This window comes from Streptomyces sp. NPDC091272 (assembly GCF_044757485.1).
Classification (GTDB): Bacteria; Actinomycetota; Actinomycetes; order Streptomycetales; family Streptomycetaceae; genus Streptomyces.
In genome coordinates, this window is record NZ_JBIVVC010000001.1 from 200,350 (window position 1) to 224,974 (window position 24,625).

Below are 24,625 nucleotides of genomic sequence, written 5' to 3' on the forward strand. Positions count from 1 at the left end.
CCCACTTCTGCGGGTGGTTTGACCGGAGAGGGGGCCGGTCCTGCGGGTGGTCGGTGCGTGAGGAGGGCCCACCCCTGCTTGGTCGGGCCGGGAAGGGGCCCACTTCTGCGGGTGGTTTGACCGGAGAGGGGGCCGGTCCTGCGGGTGGTCGGTGCGTGAGGAGGGCCCACCCCTGCTTGGTCGGGCCGGGAAGGCTCCCATTCCTGTGGTTGGTTAGGCCGGAGAAAGGGCCCACCCCCCCGGGGCGGCCCTGGGGTGGGGCCGACTCCCGAGGGTCGTCAGGGCGCCAGACGGGCCCAACTCGGCGTGATGAAGCCGGGGCGGGCTCACCCCCGGGGTGAGTAAGCCGGGGAGGGAGTCCAGCCCGGGAGGGTGGCTGGGCCGGGTCGGGGCCCATCCCCGAGGGCAGATGGGGCAGATGGAGGGCCCACCTCGGGGGTGGTTGGGTCGGATGGAGGACCCGCCCCGAGGATGGTCGGGTCGGATGGAGGGCCCACCCCGGGGGTTGTCAGGCCGGGGCAGGGGGCGTGCCCGATGCGTCCGGGGGAATCGTCGCGCCCTGTGCGGCCGGGGGAGGGGACGTGCCCGGCGCGGTCGGAGGAAATGTCGCGTCCGGTGCGTCCAGTGCATGCGGTGCGGCCGGGGGAAAGGTCGCGCTCGGTGCGTCCGGTGCGTCCGGTGCGTCCGGTGCGTCCGGTGCGTGCGGTGCGTCCGGTGAGGCCGGGGGAACGGTCGCGTCCGGTGCGCTCGGTGTGGCCGGTGCAGCCGGTTGTGCCGAGGGAGGCGGTGTGGCCGGTTGTGCCGAGGGAGGCGGTGTGGCCGGTTGTGCCGAGGGAGGCGGTGTGGCCGGTGCTGCCGGCTCTGCCGAGGGCGGCTGCGTGACCGGTACGTGCAGAGCAGTGGTCGTGTCCGTCGTTCCCGGTGTGCCCGAGGGTGGGGCCGCGGTCGAGTGTGTTGGGTTCGCCGTGGCCAGGGGGGTTGTCGGTGTGGCCAGGGAGCGCAAGGTGTCCATGAGGACCTGGGCGAGGTTGTAGACGATCAGTTGGGCGCCCTGTGCCTTGGCGGCCTGTGCCGCCTCCAGGTGCGGCACGATCGTCATCACCGCGCGTCCGTTGGCCCGCGTCGCCTGGTGCGTCCGTGCGGTCAGCCCGGTCACCACGCCCGGCTCGGGGAAACCACAGTCCGCGGCCAGGTCGGCCGGGCCCACCAGGACCGCGTCCACCCCCTCCGTGGCGGCGATCCCGTCCGCACCCGCGCAGGCCCGCCTGGTCTCGACCATGGCCACGACGAGGGTCTCCCGGGCCGCGGCCACGTGGTCGGCCGCCGTGACCGTACCGAACAGGCCCGCCCTGCTGTAGGTCGCGAACCCCCGTTCCCCCAGCGGCGGGTAGTGGCTCGCGGCCACCGCCCGCCGGGCGTCCGCCGCGTCGTCCACGTGCGGGTGGATCAGCCCCGCGGCCCCCAGGTCGAGGCAGCGCAGCGCGAGCGCCGGCTCGTCCTGGCCCACGCGGACCAGGACGTCGAGGCCCCGGGCGGCCGCGGCCGTGAGGTGTTGCTGGAGCAGGGCCGTGTCGGCCGGCCCGTGCTCACAGTCGACGACGACGAAGTCGAGTCCCGCGACCCCCGCCATCTCCACCAGCGTCTCGGAGGGAAGCCGCAGCAGTGCGCCGCGCAATTGCTCGCCGTCCGCCAGGCGCTGTTTGAGGCTGCGGCGCGCGGTGCTGCGCGCCGTCACCGTGCCACCATCCCGGCGGAGAGGTCGATGTCCGCCCCGCACAGTCCGCGCATGCGGAGCATCGCGCTGACCGCCTCGCCTACCTCCTCCTCGGTGACCATCCGCCCCAGGGCCGCGCGCGCCACGAACGCCTCCTCGGCCTCGGCGTAGGTGCTGCCCGTCCGCTCCGCCTCCAGTCGGAAGTTGCGTTCCATGCGGGGGCCGGAAACGGGCCCGGGCGAGAGGGAGTTGACCGAGACGCCCAGCGGTCCGACCTCACCGGCCAGCGTCGTCGTGAGCCCGATGACCGCCATCTTCGACGCGCAGTACGGCGTACGCCGCAGCAGCGGGCGCTTGCCCGACACCGAGGCGATGTTCACGACGTCACCCGCGCCCCGGCCGGTCATCGCGGGCAGGAAGGCGCGGCACATCAGGAACACACCCCGCACGTTCACGTCGAAGACCTCGTCCCACTCCTGCGGGGCGATCTCGGTCAGCGGTGCCACCGGGCCCGCGATCCCGGCGTTGTTGACCAGGACCGAGATCTCCTCGTCGGCCAGACTCCGGGCGAGTTCCTCGATGTCGTCCGGGCGGGAGACGTCGCAGACGCGGTACGAGACGTGCGGGCCGAGCTGCGCGGCGGTCTCCTTGAGCGCGGTCCCGTTGCGGCCCGTGATCACGACCCGCGCCCCGTCGGCCAGCAGGGACCGGGCGACAGCCCGGCCGAGGCCACTGCCGCCCCCGGTGACGAGCGCGGTGCGCCCGGCCAGCGGTGCGCTGCGGTCGAGGGGCGGCGCGACGCGATCGGTGGGCGGGGCACTGCGGTCGGCGGGCAATTCCGCGGGACCGCCAGCCCGTGGCGCGGTGGGCCCCCCGGAAGGCCCGGTGTGCGCCGCGGAAGGTCCGGTGTGCTCCCCGGAACGCCCGGTGTGCTCCCCGGAACGCCCGGTGCGCTCGCTCATGCGCCGGCCTCCTCGTTCCACGGCAGGGTGCCCTTGCCGTACTTGGCGGCCCGGACGTCGCCCGAGCGGGCGTGGCCCTCGAACAGCTCGACGCGCGCGGCCCGGCCGCACACCTCGCCGAGCAGCGCGGAGGACGCCGTGTCCGTGACCTCCTGGTACGTCACCGTCTTCAGGTACTTCCCGACCCACAGGCCCCCGGTGTAGCGGGCGGCGCCACGGGTGGGCAGGACGTGGTTGGTGCCGATGACCTTGTCGCCGTAGGAGACGCAGGTGCCCTCGCCCAGGAACAGCGCGCCGTAGTCCCGCATCTTCTCCAGTGCCTGGCGCGGGTTCTCGGTCAGCACCTCGACGTGCTCACTGGCGTACGAGTCGGCGATCTCGAAGGCCTCGTCGAGGGAGCCGGCCACCACGATCTCACCGTGGTCGCGCCAGGCCGGCCCGGCGAAGTCCCGGGTGGGCATGCCGGGCAGCAGCCGCTCGACGTGCCGCTCGACCTCGCGTCCCAGCTCCTCGGACGTGGTGATCAGCACGGCCGGGGAGTCGGGCCCGTGCTCCGCCTGCGACAGCAGGTCGACGGCCACCACGAACGGGTCCGCGTGCTCGTCGGCGATCACCAGGATCTCGGTCGGCCCGGCGAACAGGTCGATCCCGACCTCGCCGAACAGCTGCCGCTTGGCCTCCGCCACGTATGCGTTGCCGGGGCCCGCGAGCATCGGGACGCTGCGGACGGTCTCGGTTCCCACCGCCAGCGCGGCGACGGCCTGGACGCCGCCCAGCAGGTAGATCTCGTCGGCGCCCGCGAGGTGCATCGCCGCGACCGTCGCCGCGGGGATCTCCCCCCGGATGGGCGGGGTGCAGGCGGCGACCCGGGGCACGCCCGCCACCTTGGCGGTCACGATCGTCATGTGGGCCGAAGCGGTCAACGGGTAACGGCCGCCGGGCACATAGGCCCCCGCGCCGGAGACGGGGACGTGCCGGTGACCGAGGCGGACGCCGGGCAGCGTCTCGATCTCGACGTCGAGCAGCGCGTCACGCTGCGCCTGGGCGAACGTACGGACCTGCCGCTGTACGAAGCGGATGTCGTCGAGGACCGTGTCCGGCACACCGGAGACGATGCGGCGGATCTCGTCGGGGGACAGGCGGAACGACTCGGGACTCCAGTTGTCGAACTTCTCGGAGTACTGGCGGACCGCCTCGTCGCCGCGCAGACGGATGGCGCCGAGGATGTCGTGGACGCGTTCGGCGACATCCACCCGCGCCGCACTGACTTGCGCGGCGGGCACGGGGGACTTGAGGTGTCGGGGCATGACGGCTCTCTTCCACTGCGGGTGAAGGGGACAGATATGTGGGGGGAAGGCTCGGTCAGGGGGTGGTGGTAGTGGTGGTGGGCGTGGCCAGGGCGTGCAGTGCCGCGGTGACCTCCTCCGGCCGCTGCCACGGCAGCAGGTGTCCCGCGTCGGGCAGCACCGTCAGGCGGGCCCCCGGGACGGGGTCGGCGATCGCGTGGTGGAACGCGGGCGGGCACAAGGCGTCCCGCGCCCCGGCCAGCACCACGGTGGGGCAGCCGACCGTACGCAGTACCTCGACCGCGTCCGTACGGGTCGCCTGCGCGGCGAGCTGCGCCCGGGCGGCGGTGGCGCCCACCCGGTGCGCCATGGCCCGGTAGCGGCGCGCGGCCCAGGGTGTCGGGTTCCGGCCGGGGAACATGCCGGGCAGTGTCTCCTCGACGACATCGGTGAACCGGCCGGCCGCGATCCGGTCGTCCATCGCCCGCCAGGCCGCGTACTGCTCGGGGCGCGGAGCGTGCGCGTTGGTCGCCATCACACACAGCCCGGCGACACGTCCTGGTGCCCGGCGCAGCACCTCGAAGGAGACGATGGCGCCCAGGCTGAGCCCGACGAGCACGAACCGTCCCGCCACCGCGGCGAGCACGTCGTCGGCGAGCGCCCCGATGTCCGTGCGGCGTAGCGGGACGTGCCGGACCTCGTGTCCTTCGGGGAAGCGGACGTCACGCCACAGGTCCGCGTCACAGAGCATCCCGGGCACGGCCACGAAGGGCAACGGTCCGGCCGCCGTCCCGTTCGGTGCGTGGCTCGCCGTCGGGAGCGGACCCGTGGCCTTCTCGTAAGGCACACCCGCTGTTTCTACGTAGGGCACATCCGCCACTTCCTCGTACGGCACGCCGGCCACCTCCACGTACGGCCCGCCCGCTGCGTCCCCGTACGGCCCGCCCGCCACTTCCTCGTACCGCACGCCCGTCACCAGGGGCGCGCGGAGCGGGGCAGCAGCGCGTACGGGGCGACGTAGCCGTTGTGGTCGATGCCCAGGCCCGCGTCCGCCGCGGCCTTGAGGACCTCGTCGTCCCACTCCAGCCGGACCCGTCCGTCGCCGGAGTTGACGACCAGGAGATCGGCCTGCTCCGTACCGACGTTGCGCACGGTGCGCCATGCGTCCTGCGGGACGGAGAGCATGTCGCGGGGGCCCAGCCGCACCGTGACCGGGTCGATCCGGTTGAGGGTGACCTCCCACAGGCCGTCCTTCACGATCAGGGTCTGGGTCTCGTGCTGGCGGTGCTGCGAGACGCCCTGCCCGGGGTCGGCCCTGAGCCAGGCGAGGTTGTGCCCGTGCGGGTTGAAGACGCGGGGCTCCTGGTGCGGGTCCTCGGTCATGCCGTAGCCGATGACACAGCTCAGCCGGGCGCCGCCGCCGGGCAGGGTGCTGTCGACGAAGGGGTGCTCGGAGAAGACCAGGTCGTCCGCCGCCGCGACCCGTCGGCTCATCTCCTGCGGGGTGTAGTGCCGAAGCCGGTCGATGTGCTCCTGGGCCAGCGGGCCGACAAGTTCGGACTCCGGCGGCACGGTGTCTCCGGCGACGGTGTCGACGAGTTCGTTGTCAGCGGTGAGGTACAGCCCGTGGTGCTGCGCCTCGCGCAGGACCGAGGGGCCCCAGATGATCCCACCGGTGCGGTCCATGCCCAGCACGGTGAACATCCAGCCGTCGTCGGGGCCCGTGTTGGTGAAGCCGCGGAAGATCCAGGTCGGGACGGACGCGATGTCGCCGGCCCTGAGCGTGAGTTCGCCCTCGGTGCCGTCGGCGCCCCAGCGCAGCAGGTACTCGCCCTGGGTGCAGATGAACACCTCGGCCGTGTAGTGCAGGTGCAGGTTGTTGGTGATGCCGTGCGGCATGGCGGCGGCGCCGATGTTGTAGCCGTGCGGAAGGCGGAGGTTGACGTGCTGGCCGGCCGCCTGCGAGACGCCGGGCCCGATCATCGCGTAGTTCTCCTTGCGGTCCGAACCCGGGGTGCGGCAGTCGATGAACGCCTGGTTGCAGGAGACGAAGTCGCTGCGGCGCACCGTGCGGCGGTCCAGTTCGCTGGGGGTGACAACGGCATCGGACATGATCGCTCCTTGCTTGTGAATACGTATGTATTCCATGACAGGCCTCGGGTGCGGGGATGTCAAGGGGGTTGGTCACTTCGCTGCAAGTGAGTTGGGCCGAGGTAGGTGGACGGGTCGACTTGCGTACGGACCGCCGGTCCCGGTAGCGGCATACGTATACTGGGCCGGGGTGCCCGCCGGGTGGCGCCGGGAGGCGACGAGGAGAGGGCCGATGGGGATCACCAGTCACGATGTGGCGAGGCTGGCCGGTGTCTCGCAGCCGACGGTCTCCCGCGCGCTGCGCGACGACCTCCGGGTCTCCCAGGCCACGCGCGAGAAGGTCAAGCGCGCGGCCCTGGCGCTGAACTACGTGCCGAGCGAGGCCGGACGTACCCTCTCGACGCGTGCCACCCGCCGGGTCGGCGTCATCGTCACCGACCTGACCAACCCGTTCTACCCGCACGTCATCGCCCCGCTGCACGACGAGCTGAGCAGCCTGGGCTACCGCATGATGCTGATCACCGAGCGGTCCGACGAGGCGGTCGCCGAGGAGAAGCTGCTGGACCAGTCGATGGACGGCGTCGTGCTCGCCACCGCCACCACTGACTCCCGGCTGCCCGCCCAGCTGGAGCGGCGCGGCATGCCCTACGTCTTCCTCAACCGCGACACCGGCCGGGCCGGCGACTTCGCCTCCGTCGTGGACAACGAGGGCGGCGGACGGCTTGTGGCCCAGGAGCTGGTGGCCCTCGGGCACCGCCGCATCGCCGGTGTCTTCGGCGCGGCCAACACCACCACCGGACGCGAACGCGAGATGGGCTTCCGGCTGGCTCTCGCCGACGCGGGCGTGGGCCTGCGCGAGGACCGGGTGGTGCGCGGTGCGTTCGAGTACGAGACCGGCTACCGGGCCCTGCCCGCCCTGCTGGCGGCGGACGAACCGCCGACCGCGGTGTTCTGCGGCAACGACGTCGTCGCCATCGGGGTTCTGAACGCGGCCATCGCGGCAGGGGTGAAGGTCCCCGACGACCTCACCGTGATCGGCTTCGACGACCTCCCGATGGCGGCCTGGGAGGTCTTCCGGCTCACCACCGTCCGGCACGACCTGCAGGAACTGTCGCGGCAGGCCGCCCGGCTGCTGGTCCGGCGGATCACCAAGGACGTGGATCCGGCCGGGGAACGCCTCGTCCTGGCAACCGAGTTCGTACCCCGCGCCACGCACGCTCGGGCCCGCTGACCCGGCGCGGCCCGGGGCGCCCCGCACGCGAACGCCATGGCGGGCGGCGCAGGCGTTCCACGGTCGATGCACCGCCTTGCCGCCTTGCCGCCATGCCGCCTTGCCGCAGGTGGCGTGCGCCGCGCGGAACCCCCGTGGCGTACCGCGCGGAGCCCCGTGGCGTGCGCCCCGCGGAACCCCCGTGGCGGGTACCGCGCGGCACCGCCCGTGACCTGCGCCCCGCGCCGGTGTCAGAGCTGCTCGCGCAGAGCGGCCGGCACGTCGCGGAACGCGCCGGACGACCGGCCCACCCGGTCGATGCGCAGCGTCGCCGTGGCGCCGTGCGCCGCCAGCCCCTCGAACGCCGAGATGCGCTCGACGGCGGGTGCCAGGGACGCCGTCCCCTCCTTCGACGCGCGCTGGTACGTGAGCGGCTTAAGGAACCTGGAGACGGAGAGCCCCGCGTTGTAGCGCGCGGTCTTGCCCGTGGGCAGCACGTGGTTGGTACCGGCGATGCCCTTGTCCGAGTAGGCGACCGTCGACCAGGAACCGATGAACAGCGAACCGTAGTTGGTGAGGTTCGCCAGGTAGTGGTCGTCGTCCTCGGTCTGGATCTCCAGGTGTTCGGGGGCGATCACGTCGGCGACGGCGACGGCGCCCGCGCGGTCCTCCACCAGGATGACGGAGCCGAAGTCGCGCCACGCCGGGCCCGCGATGTCCCGGGTGGGCAGCGACGCCAGCTGGCGCTCCATCTCCGCCAGCACCGCACGCCCCTGCCTCTCCGAGGTGGTGATCAGGGCGGCCGGGGAGTTGGGGCCGTGTTCGGCCTGGCCGAGCAGGTCCGCCGCGACCCACACCGGGTCGGCGCTGTCGTCGGCGATGACCGCGACCTCGGAGGGGCCGGCGAGCAGGTCGATGCCGACCCGGCCGAACAGCTGCCGCTTCGCCTCGGTGACGTACGCGTTGCCCGCTCCTACCAGCATGTCCACCGGGGCCTCGCCGAGCAGACCGAAGGCCATCGCGCCGAGCGCCTGGACACCGCCGAGCGCGAACACCCGGTCGGCGCGCGACAGATAGGCGCCGTACAGCACCGCGGGGTGCGCGCCGTGCTCACCCGACGGCGGGGTGCACGCCAGGACGGTCGGCACCCCGGCGGCCTTCGCCACGTTCACCGTCATGAACGCGCTCGCCAGCAGCGGGAACCGGCCGGCCGGCAGGTACGCGCCGACGCGGGACACGGGTACGTAGCGCTGGCCGCCGAGGACACCGGGTGCGACCTCGGTCTCGAAGTCCACCAGGTGCTCGCGCTGCGCGGCGGCGAACCTGTGGGTGCGCTCGTAACCCATCTCCAGTGCGGTACGGACGTCCGGGGGCAGCGCATCCCCCGACTTCTTCAGCTCGGCGGCCTCGATCTCCAGGGGGCCGGACCAGCCGTCCAGCTCCTGGGCGTAGCCGCGCACCGCGTCCATGCCCTTGCGTTCGATCTCCTTCAGCATCTGCGAGACCCGCTCGACCACTGCGGGGTCGCGCTGGGCGGGGGGACCGTCCACGGCCGGCTTCTTTAGCCACCGGAACGGCGGGAGGGACTGGGCTTCGTCGTGCGTGATCTGCATGGCACGGACGCTAGACGTCATGCCGCCACGGGACCAGAGGGGCAGTTCCTGTCTCAACCACAGGGTTTTCCTGTGCAGGGGTGATCGTCGTGCGGACCCGCCGGGCGGATCACAGGCCGAGGTCGTCGCGGAGCTCGCGCAGGGTGTCCTCCGCGATCCGGGCCAGTTCCCGCGTGGCCCGGGACAACGGGTACCCCCGCCGTTTGACCAGGGCGATCGTGTCGTGGAGCGGATCGGCGAACGGGACGGTGCGCAGCCCGGCGGGGAACGCGGCGCCCGCGACCACCGCGCGGCTGGCGATCGTGTCGCCCACCCCGGCCGCCACCAGGCCCAACGCGGCCTCCACGTGCTCCAGTTCGATCAGTGGGTCGATGCTCACCCCGGCGAGCTGGGCCCGCTCGGCGAGCTGGCGCCTGGTGGGGTCCTGCCAGCCGTAATGAGCGTCGTAGAGGACCAGGGGCGCCCGCGCGAAGTCCTCGATCGACAGCGGGGCGCGGGTCCGCTCCTCGCTCGCGCTGACGTAGAACACCTCGTCGCGCAGCAGCGGGGTGACCGACAGTCCTTCGTCGTCGATCGGCAGGACGACCAGGCCTGCCTCGATGCGTCCCGCGGCCACCGCCGCGGCGGTCTCCGCGGAGTTCTGGCCCACGAGCCGGACCCGGACGGACGGGTACCTGGCGTGGAACAGCTGCACCAGATTGGACAGCAGGTAGTAGTCCGCGTTGCGGAGCACGCCGAACGTGGCGGTTCCGCCGCCCAGTGAGCCGAGCGAACGCACCGCCCGGGTCCCGCTCTCGGCGGCCTCCACCGCCTGCCGGGCGTACGGCAGGAGCTCGTGGCCCGCCGAGGTGAGGGTCAGGGTGCGGCTGCCGCGCGCGAACAGCTCGGAGTCCAGCTCGGCCTCCAGCCGGCGCACCAGTTCGGACGCGGACGCCTGCGCGATGTCCATGGCCAGCGCCGCGGCGGTGAACGACCCGAGCCGTTCCGCCTCGACGAAGGCTCTCAGCTGGTTGAGGGTCATGCGGGTGCCTGTCCTGTAGGGGGAGGAGCGGACGGGTCGGGGCGCCCGTCCGCGTCCGGGCCGCGGCGGATGCCGTCCGGGCCGTCCTACCACGGCACTTCGGGGGCGCCGTCCCACGGGGTGCGGGTGCCGCCCCCGGGATCGCCCTGTGGATCGCACCGGGCCGCGCCGGAAGGGGGAGGTGACGGGGCTCGGGGCGTGCTTGACGGCCGGTGGGGCGCAGCGGTGAGGAATTCATGGTTCCGCGCGTGAATCGGCCACGTCCGCGCTGGTAGCAGGCAACTGTGCGGGTGGGTTCGGCCGTGGCATCGTCTGCCCCGATTGACGTCTGGGTCCCGGGGGCACGTGCCGCCGCCCCACACTTCACCCACGGGGGCAACACATGCAGAGAATCGTTTTCACCGCGGCCGATCTCGCCCGCATCCGGCTGCGGAGATCGCTCGGGCCGGTCGCCGAAGGAGCCTTCGCGATCGGCGCGCTCACCGGGTCGCGCAACGTGGAGTACACCCGGTGGCGCAGCGACGTGCTGCGCCGCCTGCGCGAGGACCCTCAGCTGTACAAGCAGTGGGACCCCCGGCTGCGCTCGCTGAAGTCCGCGGACGACCTGCTGTTCCTGCTGAACTCCCGTGCAGAGCGTGACACTTCGGGGTCAGGGTCCTCGCTGACCCGGTCCGAGGCGACCCGACTGGCGATGGACATGTGGCGGATCGGTGTCGTGCCGTACCGCGACCGCATCCTGGACCGGCTCAGCACCGAGTGCGACGCGCACGGGCGGATCGCGATGTCCGGCGGTGTCGAGCAGCTGCTCACGACGCTGCACCCGCGGATCGTCTGGAACGCGCCGGTCCTGGAGATCCACGACGGCCCGGCCCTCGACATCCGGCTCAACGGCAGGGGGCTGCTGCTCACCCCCTCGGTGTTCATGGCGGGCGGGGTCGGACGGGTCGTCGAGGCCGACCGGGAGAGCGACTCGGCCGCGCTGGTGTTCGCCGTGCCGCCCGGGATCGCCGACCTGTTCCGTGTCGCGGAGCGGGTGGAGCCCGACTGCGGGCGGGCACTCACCGGTCTCGTCGGCCGGACCAGGGCCGCCGCCCTGCGGGCCCTGACCGACGCGTGCACCACCAGCCAGCTCGCCGCCCTGCTGGACGTGTCGCCAAGTGCCGCGAGCCAGCACGCCTCCGTGCTGCGGGACTCCGGGCTCGTCACCTCCCGGCGGGTGCGCAACAGCGTGCTGCACTCGGTCACCCCGCTCGGCCGCGAACTGCTGGGCGGCCGGCTGCGCGAGGCGGTGCGCGCGGGGAGCCGGCTCGGTGCCTCGTCCGCCGCGAGCTGAACGAGGGAGCCGGCCGCCGGGGGCCGCCCGGGGGCCAGGGGGGCAGCCGCCGGGGGCCTTCGGTACACCCGCAGACCGTCCTTCGGACTTCGGCCGGCAACCGCTCGAACTTCACTTCAGCGTCAACACAGGCCTCGTAGGATGCGCTTGAGCGGTGAGAGTGTGTGCCCGACCTGTGTGCCGGTCCATGAGGACTTCACATCTGCGGCGTGAGTCCGACACTGTCACCGCTGTGCGCCCGCCGCGCAGAATCACTCCGTAACCCCGGCCACTCGCGAAGGAATGATCACTGTGACGAACGTGCTCGGATCACACTCGTTTGCCCCCCCGACGGCCGCCTCACACCGTTTCGACGGCCGGTCCCTCGTGATCGAGGAGTTCGACAAGTCGGACCACGGCATCGCCCTGCTCAGCATCTGCGTGGTCGCCACGCCGGACACCACGGCGTTCGCCGGCCCCCTGCGGAACGAGGGATGAGCGGGGCGGGGGGCCGCGCGACCGTCACCGACGACACCGGGGAGCGCCTCGGGTTCAAGCGGCACATCCGCGCGACCGTCGTCCCCGGCGAAGCGGCGTACCTGCTCTCCCAGCGCGGTGTCGTCGCGCTGCACGGAGAGCCCGCCGCGGTGCTGGTACCGCTCCTGGACGGCAGCCGGAGCCCGGCCGCCGTCGTCAGGGACGCGGTGCCCTCACTCACCGAGGAGGAGGCGCGGCACTCGCTGGTCGCCCTCGACACCGCCGGGCTGCTGCGACTGCGGCCCGCCGCGACGGACGGCACGCGCGCCACCCCCTGCCCCGATCCGGCCGCCGAGGCCTACTGGGACCTGGCCGGCCTCGACGGCAGCCAGGTTCCGGGCACGCTCGCCGAGCGCCGGGTGCGTGTCGTCGCCCTCGGGGGCGTCGGCACGGACCAGGTGCACGAGGCCTGCCGGGCCTCCGGCCTCAGCCTCGCCGCCCCCGGCGAGCACGCCGACCTCTCGCTCGTCCTGTGCGACGACTACCTCGCCCCCGGCCTGCGGGAGATCGACGCGGAACACCGCGCGTCCGGCACCCCCTGGCTGCTCGCCCGGGTCGGTTCCACGGCTTCCTGGGTGGGCCCGCTGCTGCGGCCCGGCGACGGGCCGTGCTGGAACTGCCTGGCCACCCGGCTGCGCGGCCACCGGCTCTCCGAGTGGCCGCTGCGCCGCGCGCTCAACCTCGCGGGACCTCCCGCCCGCCCGCACGCCACCCTCGCGGCGGGCCGCTCCCTCACCGTGCAGCTCGCCGTGCTGGAGGCGGCCAAGTGGCTGGCAGGCGTCCGCAACGACGCCCAGAACGCCGTGGTCGCGCTGGACACGTTCGCCCTGGACAGCACCGCGCACCCGGTGAGCCGGCTGCCGCAGTGCGCCGACTGCGGGGACCCCGGGGCCGTCGCCCGCCGGGTGCGGGCCCCGTTCGTACCGCGGTCCCGGCCCAAGGCCGCCCAGGACCTGAACGGCCACCGGGCCCTGACACCCGCCCAGATGCTGGAGCGGCACGCGCACCTCGTCGACCCGGTCACCGGCATCATCAAGGAGATCCGCCGGGCGCCCGGCAGCCCCGGCTTCGTCAACGCCTTCCTGTCCGGGGAGAACCTCGCCATGCGCAGCCCGACCCTGGCCGGCCTGCGCGCCGGGCTGCGGGCACTCAGCGGCGGCAAGGGCCTCACCGAGGACGAGGCGCGCACCAGCGCCCTGGGCGAGGCGGTCGAGCGCTACAGCGGGACCCGGCACGGCGACGAACCCGTGGTGCGCGACTCCTACCTGGGTCTGGGGCCCGCGGCAGTGCACCCCAACTCCTGCCAGCTGTACGACGAGAGCCAGTTCCGGGAGCGCGAGGACTGGAACGCGCGCGGCTCGCGGATGAGTCACGTACCGCCGAGGTTCGACGAGCGCCGGCCCACCGACTGGACGCCGGTGTGGTCGCTCACCGCACAGACGCAGCGGCTGCTGCCCACCTCGATGCTGTACTACAGCGAACAGGAGTCGCCGGACGGCCTGTTCGCCGACTCCAACGGCAACGCCGCGGGCAGCAGCCCGGAGGACGCCCTGGTCCAGGGTTTCCTGGAACTGGTGGAGCGCGACGCGGTGGCCCTGTGGTGGTACAACCGCACCCGGCAGCCGGGCATCGACCTGGACGCCTTCGCCGAGCCGTACATCGGCACACTGCGCGAGGGCTACCGGACACTGAACCGGGAGATCTGGGCACTGGACCTCACCTCGGACTTCGGTGTCCCCGTGGTGGTGGCGCTCTCGCGGCGCACCGACACCCCGGCGCAGGACATCCTCTTCGGCTTCGGTGCGCACTTCGACCCCCGGCTGGCCCTGCGCAGGGCGCTCACCGAGATGGGCCAGCTGCTGCCGCTGGTCAGTGAGGTGACCCCCGAGGGCACCGGATATCGCATCTCCGAGGCGGAGCCGCTCGACTGGTGGCGCCGGGCCACCACGGCCAACCAGTCCTACCTGTCGCCCGATCCGGCCGCGCGCCCGCGCGGACCGCACGACTGGTCCTACGTGGCCCACACCGACCTGCTGGACGACGTGACGCTGATCGCCGACATGGTCAGGGAACGTGGTATGGAGCTCCTGGTGCTCGACCAGAGCAGACCGGACCTCGGGCTTCCGGTACTGAAGGTGATTGTTCCCGGACTGCGGCACTTCTGGCCGCGATTGGGCCCCGGTCGGCTGTTCAGCACGCCGGTGTCCCTCGGCAGGCTGGAACTTCCCACTCCCAGGCATGAGTTGAACCCCATACCACTCTTCGTCTAAATGCTCGTTGGACACTCGCTCGTGGCACCGGCCAACTACGATCTTCGCCTAGTACAGAGTTTCGACGAGCCGAAGTTCGATGTGCAGGGACAAGCACAGACAAGGTCACGCAGAGAACGGCCATGCCACTTCACGAAGAGCGAGCACCCCGTCAGAAGACTCTTGAGGTATCGGATCTCCTGGCGCCCCGACTGGCCCGCACCATCCTCACCCTGGCGCTGATCAGCTACCTCGGCGTCACCGTCCTCAACCTCGTGGGGGAGCATTTCGACACCTGGGTCTTCTTGTTCGCGCTGCTGTGCCTCGGCCTCATCTTCGTCCTGCAACTGCGGCACTCCGCCGCACACGCCGCCGCGGCGCCGCCGTGGCAGACGGCGGCGACCCTGGGCGCCCAGGCGCTGCTCACCTATCTGCCGATCGTGCTCTTCCACGCCCAGTGGGGGGCCATGGCCGGGTTCCTGGCGGGCTCGCTGCTGCTGCTCCTGCCGGCCAGGGCGGCCTGGCCCGCCTACGGCGTGGTGGGACTGTCCATGCTGATCCCGCCCACGCTGGACGGCCTCTCCGTGGTGGAGACCATCTACCTCTGCCAGTCCACCCTGTTGACCGGGCTGGTGGTGTACGGGTTGTCCCGGCTGGCCACCCTCGTGCGGGTGCTGCACGACACCAGGGGCGAACTGGCGGGCAGTGCCGTCGCCAACGAACGGCTGCGCTTCGCCAGGGACCTGCACGACCTGCTCGGCTACAGCCTCTCCGCCATCACGCTCAAGAGCGAGCTGATCCACCGGCTGATCCCCACCCACCCGCGGCGTGCGATGGAGGAGATCAGTGAGGTCCTCACGGTCTCCCGCCAGTCGCTCGCGGACGTCCGCGCCGTCTCCAGCGGCCTGCGCAGCATGTCCCTGGAACAGGAACTGGGCTCCGCACAGTCCCTGTTGGAGGCCGCCGACCTCGAAGTACGGGTCGAGGCGCGGATCGGGCTGCTCCGCGAACAGGTCGACACCGTGCTGGCCGCCGTGCTCCGGGAGGCGATCACCAATCTGCTGCGTCACTCACAGGCGGGCTTCTGCAGCATCGAGGCGGTCCAGGAGGCGGGCCAGGTACGGCTGTGCGTGGTCAACGACGGCGCGCACCCCTCGTACCGCGACGTGTCCCCGCACAGCGGCAGCGGGCTGGGCAACCTGCAGGAGAGGCTGCGGTCCGCCCACGGGAAGCTGACCGCGGAGCACGGCCCCGGCGACACCTTCCGGCTGGTGGCCGAGGTCCCGGCGTGCCCCGTGCGGGGCGTCGCCGACCCCGGGGCCGAGGTCTTCCCCCGGGGGTCCGCCGCCTGAGCGCCGTCGAGTCCACCGTCCGTCGTGAGAAGGAGCATTCCGTCGTGACCACCCGCATCCTGCTGGCCGAAGACATGAACATGGTGCGTGGCGCCCTGGTGGCCCTGCTGAGCCTGGAGGACGACCTGGAGGTCGTCAGCGAGCTGGAGCGGGGCGACGAGATCGTGGCGGCAGCCCTGGAGCACCGGCCGGACGTGGCCATCATCGACATCGACCTGCCCGGCCTCGACGGGCTGACCGCCGCCGCGCGACTGCGCAAGCGGCTGCCGGAGTGCCGGACCCTGATCCTCACCAGCCTCGGCAGACCGGGGACGCTCAGACGCGCCCTGGCGGCGCAGGTCAGCGGTTATCTGCTCAAGGACGCCCCGCCGCGTGAACTCGCCTCCGCCGTACGGAGCGTGGTGGCGGGGCAACGGGTGATAGACCCCCAACTCGCGCTCTCCGCCTGGAACAGCGTGGAGACCCCGCTCACCGAGCGGGAGACGGAGGTCCTGCAACACGCCGCGGAGGGACTTGAACCCAGCGAGATAGCCAAGCGGTTGAAGATCACCCAGGGGACCGTGCGGAACTACCTGACCAGCATCGTCACGAAGCTGCACGCCAGGAACAGGGTGGACGCGCTCAGGATCGCGCGGGACGCGGGCTGGCTGCACTGAGGGAGTCAGCCGTTCCGCGGTTCGGGGCCGGGGCCGCTGGGATCGGGGTCGGTGCTGCCGGGATCGGTGCTGCCGGGATCGGGGCCGGGGCTGCGGGGGTCGGGGCCGTCCGTCAGGAGCATTCCGGCCGAGGCCAGATAGCCCACGATGTTCTCGACGAGGGCCACCGGCAACGGCAGCATCCGTGCCAGTTCCTCCGGTGCGGTGGGCCGCACCAGCGTGCCCACCACCCACATCGCCTCCGGACGGTGCAGCACCACACGGAACGCGCCGCCGGGGCGCTCCAGCGCGAACCCCTGGCTCTCCAGCGTGCACGTCACCCCCCGCGGAAGCCGCACCGGTCTGCACCGGGACACCCGCACCGGGGCGAACTGCGCCTCCCGGGACACCGGGCACACGGAGAGCAGCGGGCCCCCGAGGCCGACCGGGCCCAGGGTGCGGATCACCAGGTGGGAAAGCTGCTCGAAGGTGCGCAGCAGCAGGGGCAGTACCTCGGACTGGGACGCGGGACCGTCCGGACAGGGCTCCAGGTTCTTCAGCAGCACCGGCCCGAGCTCCATCCTGCGCAGCGCCTCGCGGACGACGGCAGGTGCCCCCTCGATGCGGTCCCAGCCCCAGGGGCCGGTGAGGACGCACTCACCGTCGGCGGTCTCCGGCTCGACGACCACGTCCTCGCGTAACGACCAGAGCTGCACTGTCTCGTTCATGTCCGCACATCCCATGGCGCTTCCTCGGCTCGGCATGATGATCACGCCGAGTGTGGGGCCATCGGCTCAGCAGAGAACAGTCACGGAGTCACACGATCGGTATGGATAATTCACCGGTCCTTTGGGGTGGGGTTCACCGTGCGACAACCCGGCGGAGAACCTCGTTGCCCAGGGAGGTGGCCGGATCACCGAGGTCGAAGGGAAGGTCGAAGTGGTGCCGGCCGTCCACGACGAGCGGGGTGACACGTGTTCCGCCGAGTCGTGCCGAGCGGACGAACCGTTCCTGCTGGCGGGCGAACTCGTCCGTCTCGTTCTCGCCGCGGGCCACGATCAGCGGCGGGAGCGCGGCCGGCAGCCGTAGCTGCGGGCTGCAGTCGCGGGCCTCGTCCTCGTCCATGCCCAGCAGGTCGTTGACGTAGGTGTGCCGCAGGGGTTCCAGGTCGTACACGCCGCTGAGCAGGACCGCCGAGGAGACCGCGTCGGAGGCGGTCGTCCCGGCCCGCCGCCAGCCCTCGGGGTCGAGCAGCGCGGACACCACGAGGTGCGCGCCCGCTGAGTGGCCGGCCAGGTGCACCGTCCGCGGCGCACCTGGCAGCTGGGCGAGGGAGGTGCAGATCCACCGCAGCGAGTCGCCCGCGGCGGCGGTGACCTGCCGCATGCTGTGGCGGGGCGCCAGACCGTAGCCGAGGGCGGCGAAGGAGATGCCCGCAGCGACGAAGTCCCGGGCGGCGAACGCCGCCTCGTTCCTGCTCTGTTCCTGCCAGTAGCCGCCGTGGACGAACACGAGCAGCGGGGCGCCCGCGCGCGCCGCGGGAAACAGGTCGAAGGTCTGCTCGGGGAGCGGCCCGCAGCGCAGTGCGGTGCGGGCCGCGGGAGCCGAGCGGGCGAGTGCGCTGTCCGTCGCGTACCGGGCGAGGTGGACGCCGAGGTCGTCCACCCGGGAGCTGGGCGAGTACTGCCGGTCGAGCTCCTCCTGGCCGTACGTACGCCAGCCGGCCGGGCTCTCCTCGTACGTCCCGGGGCCCGGCACGCCCCGGGCGTGGTCCGTCGTCATGAGACGGCTGTCATTCCCACGGCCCACACGTCGGGCACCAGGCGGCGCCTGGCCGCGTTCCACAGGTAGGACGCGCCTTCGGAGCCCGCCGTGCCCGTGGCGCCGCCCAGGAACCGCTCGGCGAGCACGGCGTGCCGCGCGCGCCACAGGGCGAAGGCCTCGTCGAAGTCGAGCAGCGCCGCGCGGACGGCGTCGGTGGTCTCCCGGTCGCCGCAGCCCGCCGCGAAGTCGCGGTACGCCTCCTGCAGCGAGCGCTCGTCCAGCCGTCGCTGCAGCCTGGCCCGGTCGGCGGGGGAGAACCCGGCGGTGTTCATGAAGCGGGTGTCGCGCACCCCGCAGAAGTACTCGATCTCACGGAACTGCACGGACTGGAAGCCGCTGGCGTCCCCGAGGTCGGTCCTGATGGTGTTGAACGCGTCCAGCGACAGCGTCGCCAGGGCGTCGAACTGCCGTACCAGCGTGGACACGACGACGGGCAGCGGCTTGATCCGGGCGGCCGCCAGCCGGCCGTCGCCCGCGTCGAGGGCCGCCCTCGTCGCCTCCAGGTGGCGCAGGATGACGGCGAAGTAGATCTCGCAGGACTGGTGGGTGGCCAGGAACAGGACCAGGTCCACGTCGTCGTCCCGGACCCGGGCGGCCTGCAGCAGTTCGTCGAGCCTGAGTACCTGTCCGTACGACGGAGCGGCGGTCTGGCCGTTCATGCGGCCTCCTTATGGATTGGCAGTCGGCGAAATCGCCTCGATCTACTCGGTGGCCATTGTGCTGCCGATTCGCGCCCGGGGCACCAAGGTCAAGCGCTGGCTTAAAAGTGCACGTCGCACGCGGTGCGCACGCGGGCGCGCGGACGCGTTCGGGCGCGCTTTGCCGTACCGGGGGCCCGAGTTGACGGCCGGGCGGTGTCAGCGGAATGTCAGCGCGAGCCGGGAGACCTGGGGCAGAATCCGGCCGGGTGATCGAACAGTTGCTGTCCGGCCCGGTCGTCGCCCTCGACTCCTTCACCGACACCGGGGACGACGAACTCTTCCCCGAGGAGCGGGCCGCGGTGGCCACGGCCGGTGCGGGGCGCCGCCGCGAGTTCACCACCGTCCGCCACTGCGCCCGCGCCGCCCTCGGCGGCCTCGGGCTGCCGCCCGTGCCCCTGCTTCCCGACGCCCACGGTGCGCCGCGCTGGCCGGACGGGGTGGTGGGCAGCATGACGCACTGCCGCGGTTACCGGGCCGCCGCGGTGGCCCGGCGCGGCGAGGTGCGCTCGCTCGGCATCGACGCCGAGCCGCACCGCCCGCTGCGGGACGGCGTGCTGGAGACCGTGTCGGTCCCCGGGGAGCGGGAGCGGCACGCGGCACTCGCCCGCCTGCACCCTGCGGTGTGCTGGGACCGGCTGCTGTTCTGCGCCAAGGAAGCGGTCTACAAGGCGTGGTTCCCCCTCACCCGTACCTGGCTGGATTTCTCCGACGTCCGCGTCACCTTCGACCCGGCCGCGGGCCGGTTCGCCGCCGAGGTGCGCGACGAGGTTGCCAGGGGCGCGCAGGACGCTCCCGCGTCCTACACCGGCCGCTGGACGGCCGGTGCGGATCTCCTGCTCACCGCCGTGGTGGTGCGCCGCGGGGCGGCCTGAGACAGCCGTTCGTGCCAGGGCAAGGTCTCGGCCTAAACTCGGCTTGAAGTTTTCAGTACATCCGAACGCCAGGGCCGAACACCGCAGCCCGAACGCCAGGGTCTGAACGCGGAGACCGAACGCCGGAGCCCGAATGCCAGAGGTGGATCATGACCAGTGAGGAGCTTCTGGCTGTCCTCGCCGCCGTTGGCCACGCACAGCGCCTCCGGGTCATCGTCGAGCTCTCCGAGGGCCGGATGTACGTCAGCGAGCTGGCCCGCCGGCTCAAGGTGTCCCGGCCGCTCCTCTACATGCATCTGGAGCGGCTGGAGAAGGCCGGGATCGTGGTCGGCAACCTGGAGCTCTCGGAGGACGGCAAGGCACTCAAGTACTTCGAGCTGGCCCCGTTCGAGCTGCAGCTGAACGTCGATACGATCCTTGCGGCGGTCCTGGCGGACGAGGCCGCGGCGGAGGCCGGGGAGGCGGGCGCCGTCGCGGGGCCGGCGGACCCGAAGACCTCAGAGAACTGAAAGAGAGCAGCACATGACCGGTGCCGTGATCACCATTGCCATCGTCCTGATCGTCGTGGGAGGCATCACGGTGAGCGCGGTCGCCTACTTCCGGCTGCAGCGCCACCGCGCCGACGCCGTCGCCCTGGCCGAGTACCGCCGGCTGGCGGAGGAGGCGGTGGCGGGCCAGCGGGCCCTGCACGACCAGCTGGCCGGGCTGGGGAACCGGGTGGAGGCCGTGGAAGGGCTGCTGCGCAGCGTCGACTGACCGGCCGCGCACCGGCGCCGGCCTGCGACTTTCGTCGAGTGCTTAAGGGCGTGGCCCGAGCGTTGCGCCGAACCTAGGGTGGTGCCCGTTCCTGCTGAGCACCGGGCCACGCCTGTTGATGTACGACTGGAAGCCCCATTACGTCCCACGGTGCCGCCGCGTTCCCGGCGCGCACCACTCCGTCGGTAGCGAAGCGGCCTCGGGCGAGGCAGCGGCGTGTCTGCGACCCACGAGAGGAAGGGATGATCAGGGATGTTCGGTCCTGGCGTCTACCTGAACGACACCACCCACCCACCACTGCTCCGGTGCGAGGCACCGGCCCCGGACGCCGTGGCCTGGGCGGCGGAGCACCGCCCGGCCGTCGACGGGCTGCTGCGGGAGCACGGGGCCGTACTGCTGCGCGGCTTCGGCGTCGAGGACGCGGACGCGTTCGAGGTGCTGGCGGCCTCGCTGGTGAGCACCCTCTACGGCGACTACGGCGACCTGCCGCACGAGAAGGACGCCGACCGCGTCTACAAGTCGACCCCGTACCCGGCGCAGCAGTCGATCCTCTTCCACCACGAGAGCTCGCACATGCCGCAGTGGCCGAACCGGCAGTTCTTCTGCTGCGTACAGCCCGCGGCCCAGGGCGGCGCGACCCCGATCGTGGACGGCCGCAAGGTGTGGGCCGCACTGCCCGACGAGCTCCGCACCCGCTTCGAGAAGCTCGGCATCCGCTACGTACGCAACTTCATCCCGGGGCTCGACGTCGGCTGGGAACAGATGTTCTCCACCACCGACCGGGCCGAGGTGGAGCGGCGCTGCCTGGCCCAGGGCGTGGAGTGCGAGTGGCGGCCCGACGGCACGCTGCGCACCCGGCAGACGGCGCCCGCCGTGATCCGGCACCCCGGCACCGGGGAGACGGTCTTCTTCAACCAGCTCTTCCTGCACCACACGGCCTGCCTGGAGCCCTCGGTGCGGGACGTGATGAGCTCCCTGTTCGGGGACGACGAGAGCGCCTATCCGCGCAGCGCGACGTTCGGCGACGGCTCGCCGATCGACAGCGCCACGATCACTCAACTGCGTTCCCTCTACGACTCGTTGGCGCAGCGTTTCGCCTGGGAGCGGGGAGACGTCGTGGTCATCGACAACATGCTCGTCTCGCACGGCCGGGACCCCTTCGAGGGCGAACGCAAGATCATCGTCGCGATGGGCGACATGGTCTCGCGCGACGAGGTGGCCGCCGGCCATCCGGCCGGAGCAACCGCTTCCGTATCCGCATCCGTATCCGCATCCGAACAGCCGTCGGCCGGGCCACTGATGGCCGGCCGGTCCGCAGCCGGGCACCAGGAGTAGGAAGGCCTCGTCAGTGGCACACACCAGCTTTATCTCCGGTGCGGTCCGCCGCGTCGAAGCGGACTCAGTGGTCCGGATGGTGCGGGAGCACGCCGTGCTGCGGCCGGACGCCGTTGCTGTGGAGAGCGCCGGATCCTACGTGACCTACGGGCAGTTGTGGCACCGCGCGCTCGTGGTCGCCGCGGCCCTCGCGGAGGCAGGCGTGGCGCCCGGTGACCGGGTCGCCCTGTGGGCCGACCGGACCGCCGGAACGACGGCCGCCGCGCTCGCCGTGATGGCTCTCGGCGCGGCCTACGTGCCGATCGACCCGGCGCACCCGGGGGAGCGGACCGCCGCCGTGCTCGCCGGATCGGCGCCGGCCGCACTGGTCCACGACGGTGCGGCGGCCACGGGCCTGCTGCCCGCCGTGGACGTGCCGGTCGTCGACGTACGGGCGCTCGCCGACGCCGCCGCACCTCCGCAACGTTCGCTGCCGGCCGCCGAGGACATCGCGTACGTGGTCTTCACCTCCGGGTCGACCGGCACCCCCAAGGGCGTCATGGTCGCACACGGTTCGCTGGCCAACTACGTGTCCTGGTGCGGGGAGCTCGTGGGCGGCGCGGGCAGCGGCAGCCCGCTCTTCGGCAGCCTCGGCTTCGACCTGGCGATGACCTCGCTGTGGGTGCCGCTCTCCCAGGGCCGCCGCGTGGTCACCGTCGCGGGACTGCACGACCAGGGCGCCCTCTTCGGCGCGCGGGACGAGCCGTACACCTTCATCAAGATGACGCCGTCGCACGCCCGCTTCTTCGACGTGCTGGCCGAGCCGCCGCGCTACGACCTGGCGACCCGGCTGCTCATGTTCGGCGGCGAGGGCCTCGACCCGGCGCTGATCACCGCGCTGGGCCCGCGCGTCGACGGCGTGCGCCTGGTCAACCACTACGGCCCCACCGAGACCACCATCGGCTGCTGCGCGTACCGCTTCGACAACACCCGTGTGCCCGCGACCCCGACGGTGCCGATCGGCACGCCCGCCTGGAACACCAGGGCCTACGTGGTGGACGAGCAGCTGCGGCCGGTGCCGCCCGGCAGCCCCGGCGAACTGGTCGTGGCGGGCCGTGCGGTGGCCGCGGGGTACCTCGGCGACCAGGGCTTCGGCGCCAAGTTCATCGACGAGCGCGACCTCGGCGGCGAACCGGGGCGGGCGTACCGCACCGGCGACATGGTGGAACTCCTGCCGGAGGGAGCCCTGTTGTACCTCGGCCGCGGCGACGACCAGTTGAAGGTCAACGGCCACCGGGTCGAACTCGGCGAGCTGCGCCACCACGTACTGGCCGTACCCGGTGTCGCCGACGCCGCCTTCGACATCACCCGCGGCCCGGTGGACAGCCTGGAGCTGTTCGTCCGCCCCTCGGGACCGCGCACCGACGGCGCCCAGTTCGCGGAGGTGGTGCGCAAGTCCCTTGCAGCGGCGCTTCCTTCGGCACTGGTACCGCAGTCCGTGCGGGTGGTCAGGGAGATCGTGGTCAACGCCAACGGCAAGTGCGACGTCGCGGCGACCCGGCGGCAGGCCGAGGAGTGAGTACGGTGCGCCGTACGAGGCCCCGGCTGAGGCGCGGTGCGCCGTACGAGGCCCTGGCCCGGCTGTCAGAAGACGGTCAGCGCCCTGTCAGCGCCGGCCAGGATCATGAGGGGGCGGGCCCAGGGCCCCGACGCCGGACCGCGGACCGTCGGGGCGCCCGCACCCAACGACTTGGATACGGAGTGTGTGACGTGTCGAACCCCTTTGACGACCAGGACGGAACGTTCCTCGTGCTGGTGAACGACGAGGGCCAGCACTCCCTCTGGCCTGCCTTCGCCCAGCAGCCCGAGGGCTGGACGGTCGTCCTCGGCGAGGGCCCGCGCGAGGCCGCGCTCGCCTACGTCGAGGAGAACTGGACGGACATGCGGCCGCGCAGTCTGCGCGAAGCCACCGGCGCTCAGGTCGCTTGACGGTCCGGTCGGACAGCCCGGGAGCCGGAGGAACAGCTGTGGGAATGGCGATTCAGGCAGAGGGCCTGCGCAAGAGTTACCAGCAGACCGAAGCACTTGGCGGGGTGGACCTGGAGGTCCCGGCCGGCACGGTGCTCGGCCTGCTCGGCCCGAACGGCGCCGGCAAGACGACGACGGTGCGGATGCTGGCGACGCTGCTCCAGCCGGACGGCGGGCGCGCCGAGGTGGCCGGGTACGACGTGGTGCGCCAACCACATGAGGTACGACGCCGGATCGGACTCGCCGGCCAGTACGCGGCCGTGGACGAGATGCTCACCGGCCGCGAGAACCTCGTGCTCATCGGCACCCTGCTGCACCTGGGCAGGCGCGCCGCCCGGGAACGTGCGGCGCGGCTGCTGGAGAGGTTCGACCTGTCCGCGGCCGGCGACCGCCCGGCACACACCTACTCGGGCGGCATGCGACGGCGCCTGGACCTGGCGGCCTGCCTGGTCGCGACGCCCTCGGTGCTCTTCCTGGACGAACCCACCACCGGCCTCGACCCGGTGAGCAGGATGGGTCTGTGGACGGTGGTCAGGGAACTGGTCACCGACGGGGTGACCGTGCTGCTCACCACGCAGTACCTGGAGGAGGCGGACTTCCTCGCGGACCGGATCACGGTCATCGACTCCGGCCGCGTGATCGCCGACGGCACTCCGGACGCGCTCAAGCGGAAGGTCGGCGAGGAGCGCCTGGAGGTGTCGGTGGTGCAGCGGGAGAGCGTTCCCGCCGCGGTGCGCGCGCTGCGCAGGGCCACGGGCGACGAGCCGTCCGTGGAGCTCGACAAGGGACTCATCAGCGTCGCCCTGGGGGACGGGACGGGAGGCCTCGCGAGCGCGGCACTCGCCCTGCAGGAGGACAACATCGAGGTCGCCGACTTCGCACTGCGCAGACCGACGCTCGACGACGTGTTCGTCACGCTCACCGGCAAGTCGGCCTGACCCCAGCCACACGCCGGCGCCGCACCGGACCACATCGCCGCCGCACCGGGCCACATCGGCCCGGTGCGGCGGCATTTGCGACGGCGCTGCTGAACGCCTTCCCCCGCGTAGCGGTTGTTACGGGCGGTTCCCCCACCTCGCGAAGGCCACCCTCCCACGAAGAACCCCCGGCGGGCCCCGCCGGGGGTTCTTCGTGGGTGAGTTGGGTGG

At 72.3% G+C, this 24,625-nt stretch carries 23 protein-coding genes; 13 read left to right on the top strand and 10 right to left on the bottom strand.

The window, feature by feature from the left end; translation table 11 throughout:
* Positions 1-508 precede the first annotated feature (508 nt).
* The 5 genes from ACIQM4_RS00750 to ACIQM4_RS00770 are packed head-to-tail and all read right to left on the bottom strand — an operon-like array spanning position 509 to position 6,074.
* Positions 509-1,735 carry an HpcH/HpaI aldolase/citrate lyase family protein gene (locus tag ACIQM4_RS00750; RefSeq protein ID WP_401584061.1) on the bottom strand — a complete coding sequence of 409 codons (1,227 nt, stop codon included), beginning with the start codon at positions 1,733-1,735 and terminating at the stop codon, positions 509-511.
* The gene (locus tag ACIQM4_RS00755) at positions 1,732-2,676 is read right to left on the bottom strand and encodes an SDR family NAD(P)-dependent oxidoreductase (RefSeq protein WP_401584063.1); all 945 of its coding nucleotides are present in this window, start codon (positions 2,674-2,676) and stop codon (positions 1,732-1,734) included. Before ACIQM4_RS00755 ends, ACIQM4_RS00750 begins: the two co-directional genes overlap by 4 nt.
* A complete protein-coding gene (hisD, locus tag ACIQM4_RS00760; protein ID WP_401584066.1) occupies positions 2,673-3,983 on the bottom strand; it encodes a histidinol dehydrogenase in 1,311 nt (436 codons plus the stop codon). The genes ACIQM4_RS00755 and hisD (ACIQM4_RS00760) overlap by 4 nt, the downstream gene beginning before the upstream one ends.
* Positions 3,984-4,038: 55 nt before the next feature.
* On the bottom strand, positions 4,039-4,929 hold the full coding sequence (locus ACIQM4_RS00765) for an alpha/beta fold hydrolase (RefSeq protein WP_401584068.1): 891 nt from the start codon (positions 4,927-4,929) through the stop codon (positions 4,039-4,041).
* 5 nt (positions 4,930-4,934) lie between these two features.
* Positions 4,935-6,074 (bottom strand): cupin domain-containing protein, encoded by a 1,140-nt coding sequence (locus tag ACIQM4_RS00770; RefSeq protein WP_401584071.1) that lies wholly within the window; start codon positions 6,072-6,074, stop codon positions 4,935-4,937.
* Positions 6,075-6,285: 211 nt separating this feature from the next.
* On the opposite strand from ACIQM4_RS00770, the gene ACIQM4_RS00775 reads away from it, so the two are divergent.
* On the top strand, positions 6,286-7,284 hold the full coding sequence (locus tag ACIQM4_RS00775) for a LacI family DNA-binding transcriptional regulator (RefSeq protein WP_401584073.1): 999 nt from the start codon (positions 6,286-6,288) through the stop codon (positions 7,282-7,284).
* A gap of 230 nt (positions 7,285-7,514) precedes the next feature.
* Here the strand turns inward: ACIQM4_RS00775 and hisD (ACIQM4_RS00780) are convergent, their stop codons facing one another.
* Together hisD (ACIQM4_RS00780) and ACIQM4_RS00785 are read right to left on the bottom strand one after the other, a co-directional pair.
* Complete coding sequence (hisD, locus tag ACIQM4_RS00780; RefSeq protein ID WP_401584076.1) at positions 7,515-8,876, bottom strand: histidinol dehydrogenase; 1,362 nt, start codon at positions 8,874-8,876, stop codon at positions 7,515-7,517.
* Positions 8,877-8,985: 109 nt separating this feature from the next.
* Entirely contained in the window at positions 8,986-9,897 is a 912-nt protein-coding gene (locus tag ACIQM4_RS00785) for a LysR family transcriptional regulator (RefSeq protein ID WP_401584078.1), read from the bottom strand.
* Positions 9,898-10,279: 382 nt separating this feature from the next.
* Here ACIQM4_RS00785 and ACIQM4_RS00790 point away from each other — a divergent pair, with 382 nt between their 5' ends.
* From ACIQM4_RS00790 to ACIQM4_RS00810, 5 genes are all read left to right on the top strand, one after another.
* Positions 10,280-11,230, top strand: a complete 951-nt coding sequence (locus tag ACIQM4_RS00790) for an ArsR/SmtB family transcription factor (protein ID WP_401584081.1) — start codon at positions 10,280-10,282, stop codon at positions 11,228-11,230.
* Positions 11,231-11,530: 300 nt separating this feature from the next.
* Positions 11,531-11,707, top strand: coding sequence for a hypothetical protein (locus ACIQM4_RS00795; protein ID WP_401584083.1), 177 nt, complete (start codon positions 11,531-11,533; stop codon positions 11,705-11,707).
* Positions 11,704-14,016 (top strand): TOMM precursor leader peptide-binding protein, encoded by a 2,313-nt coding sequence (locus ACIQM4_RS00800; protein ID WP_401584085.1) that lies wholly within the window; start codon positions 11,704-11,706, stop codon positions 14,014-14,016. Before ACIQM4_RS00795 ends, ACIQM4_RS00800 begins: the two co-directional genes overlap by 4 nt.
* Before the next feature lie 122 nt (positions 14,017-14,138).
* Positions 14,139-15,347 (top strand): sensor histidine kinase, encoded by a 1,209-nt coding sequence (locus ACIQM4_RS00805; RefSeq protein ID WP_401584088.1) that lies wholly within the window; start codon positions 14,139-14,141, stop codon positions 15,345-15,347.
* Positions 15,348-15,391: 44 nt separating this feature from the next.
* Positions 15,392-16,003 carry a response regulator transcription factor gene (locus ACIQM4_RS00810; protein ID WP_401584091.1) on the top strand — a complete coding sequence of 204 codons (612 nt, stop codon included), beginning with the start codon at positions 15,392-15,394 and terminating at the stop codon, positions 16,001-16,003.
* A gap of 5 nt (positions 16,004-16,008) precedes the next feature.
* On the opposite strand, the gene ACIQM4_RS00815 is transcribed toward ACIQM4_RS00810, so the two are convergent.
* The 3 genes from ACIQM4_RS00815 to ACIQM4_RS00825 form a co-directional block, all read right to left on the bottom strand.
* Positions 16,009-16,710: an NADH oxidase gene (locus ACIQM4_RS00815; RefSeq protein ID WP_401584093.1), complete on the bottom strand. Its 702-nt coding sequence runs from the start codon at positions 16,708-16,710 to the stop codon at positions 16,009-16,011.
* Positions 16,711-16,843: 133 nt separating this feature from the next.
* Positions 16,844-17,764, bottom strand: a complete 921-nt coding sequence (locus tag ACIQM4_RS00820; RefSeq protein WP_401584095.1) for an alpha/beta hydrolase — start codon at positions 17,762-17,764, stop codon at positions 16,844-16,846.
* Positions 17,761-18,465: a tryptophan 2,3-dioxygenase family protein gene (locus tag ACIQM4_RS00825; protein WP_401584097.1), complete on the bottom strand. Its 705-nt coding sequence runs from the start codon at positions 18,463-18,465 to the stop codon at positions 17,761-17,763. Before ACIQM4_RS00825 ends, ACIQM4_RS00820 begins: the two co-directional genes overlap by 4 nt.
* A 248-nt stretch (positions 18,466-18,713) precedes the next feature.
* Here ACIQM4_RS00825 and ACIQM4_RS00830 point away from each other — a divergent pair, with 248 nt between their 5' ends.
* The 7 genes from ACIQM4_RS00830 (at position 18,714) to ACIQM4_RS00860 (ending at position 24,415) form a co-directional block, all read left to right on the top strand.
* Positions 18,714-19,379: a 4'-phosphopantetheinyl transferase gene (locus tag ACIQM4_RS00830; protein ID WP_401584100.1), complete on the top strand. Its 666-nt coding sequence runs from the start codon at positions 18,714-18,716 to the stop codon at positions 19,377-19,379.
* A 149-nt stretch (positions 19,380-19,528) separates the two neighbouring features.
* Positions 19,529-19,888, top strand: coding sequence for an ArsR/SmtB family transcription factor (locus tag ACIQM4_RS00835; protein ID WP_401584103.1), 360 nt, complete (start codon positions 19,529-19,531; stop codon positions 19,886-19,888).
* 13 nt (positions 19,889-19,901) lie between these two features.
* Positions 19,902-20,135 (top strand): hypothetical protein, encoded by a 234-nt coding sequence (locus ACIQM4_RS00840; RefSeq protein ID WP_401584105.1) that lies wholly within the window; start codon positions 19,902-19,904, stop codon positions 20,133-20,135.
* A gap of 252 nt (positions 20,136-20,387) precedes the next feature.
* Positions 20,388-21,470, top strand: coding sequence for a TauD/TfdA family dioxygenase (locus ACIQM4_RS00845; protein ID WP_401584107.1), 1,083 nt, complete (start codon positions 20,388-20,390; stop codon positions 21,468-21,470).
* A 13-nt stretch (positions 21,471-21,483) separates the two neighbouring features.
* On the top strand, positions 21,484-23,028 hold the full coding sequence (locus tag ACIQM4_RS00850; protein ID WP_401584110.1) for an amino acid adenylation domain-containing protein: 1,545 nt from the start codon (positions 21,484-21,486) through the stop codon (positions 23,026-23,028).
* 191 nt (positions 23,029-23,219) lie between these two features.
* A complete protein-coding gene (locus tag ACIQM4_RS00855; RefSeq protein ID WP_401584113.1) occupies positions 23,220-23,438 on the top strand; it encodes an MbtH family protein in 219 nt (72 codons plus the stop codon).
* Positions 23,439-23,476: 38 nt separating this feature from the next.
* Complete coding sequence (locus tag ACIQM4_RS00860) at positions 23,477-24,415, top strand: ATP-binding cassette domain-containing protein (RefSeq protein ID WP_401584116.1); 939 nt, start codon at positions 23,477-23,479, stop codon at positions 24,413-24,415.
* Positions 24,416-24,625: the final 210 nt, after the last annotated feature.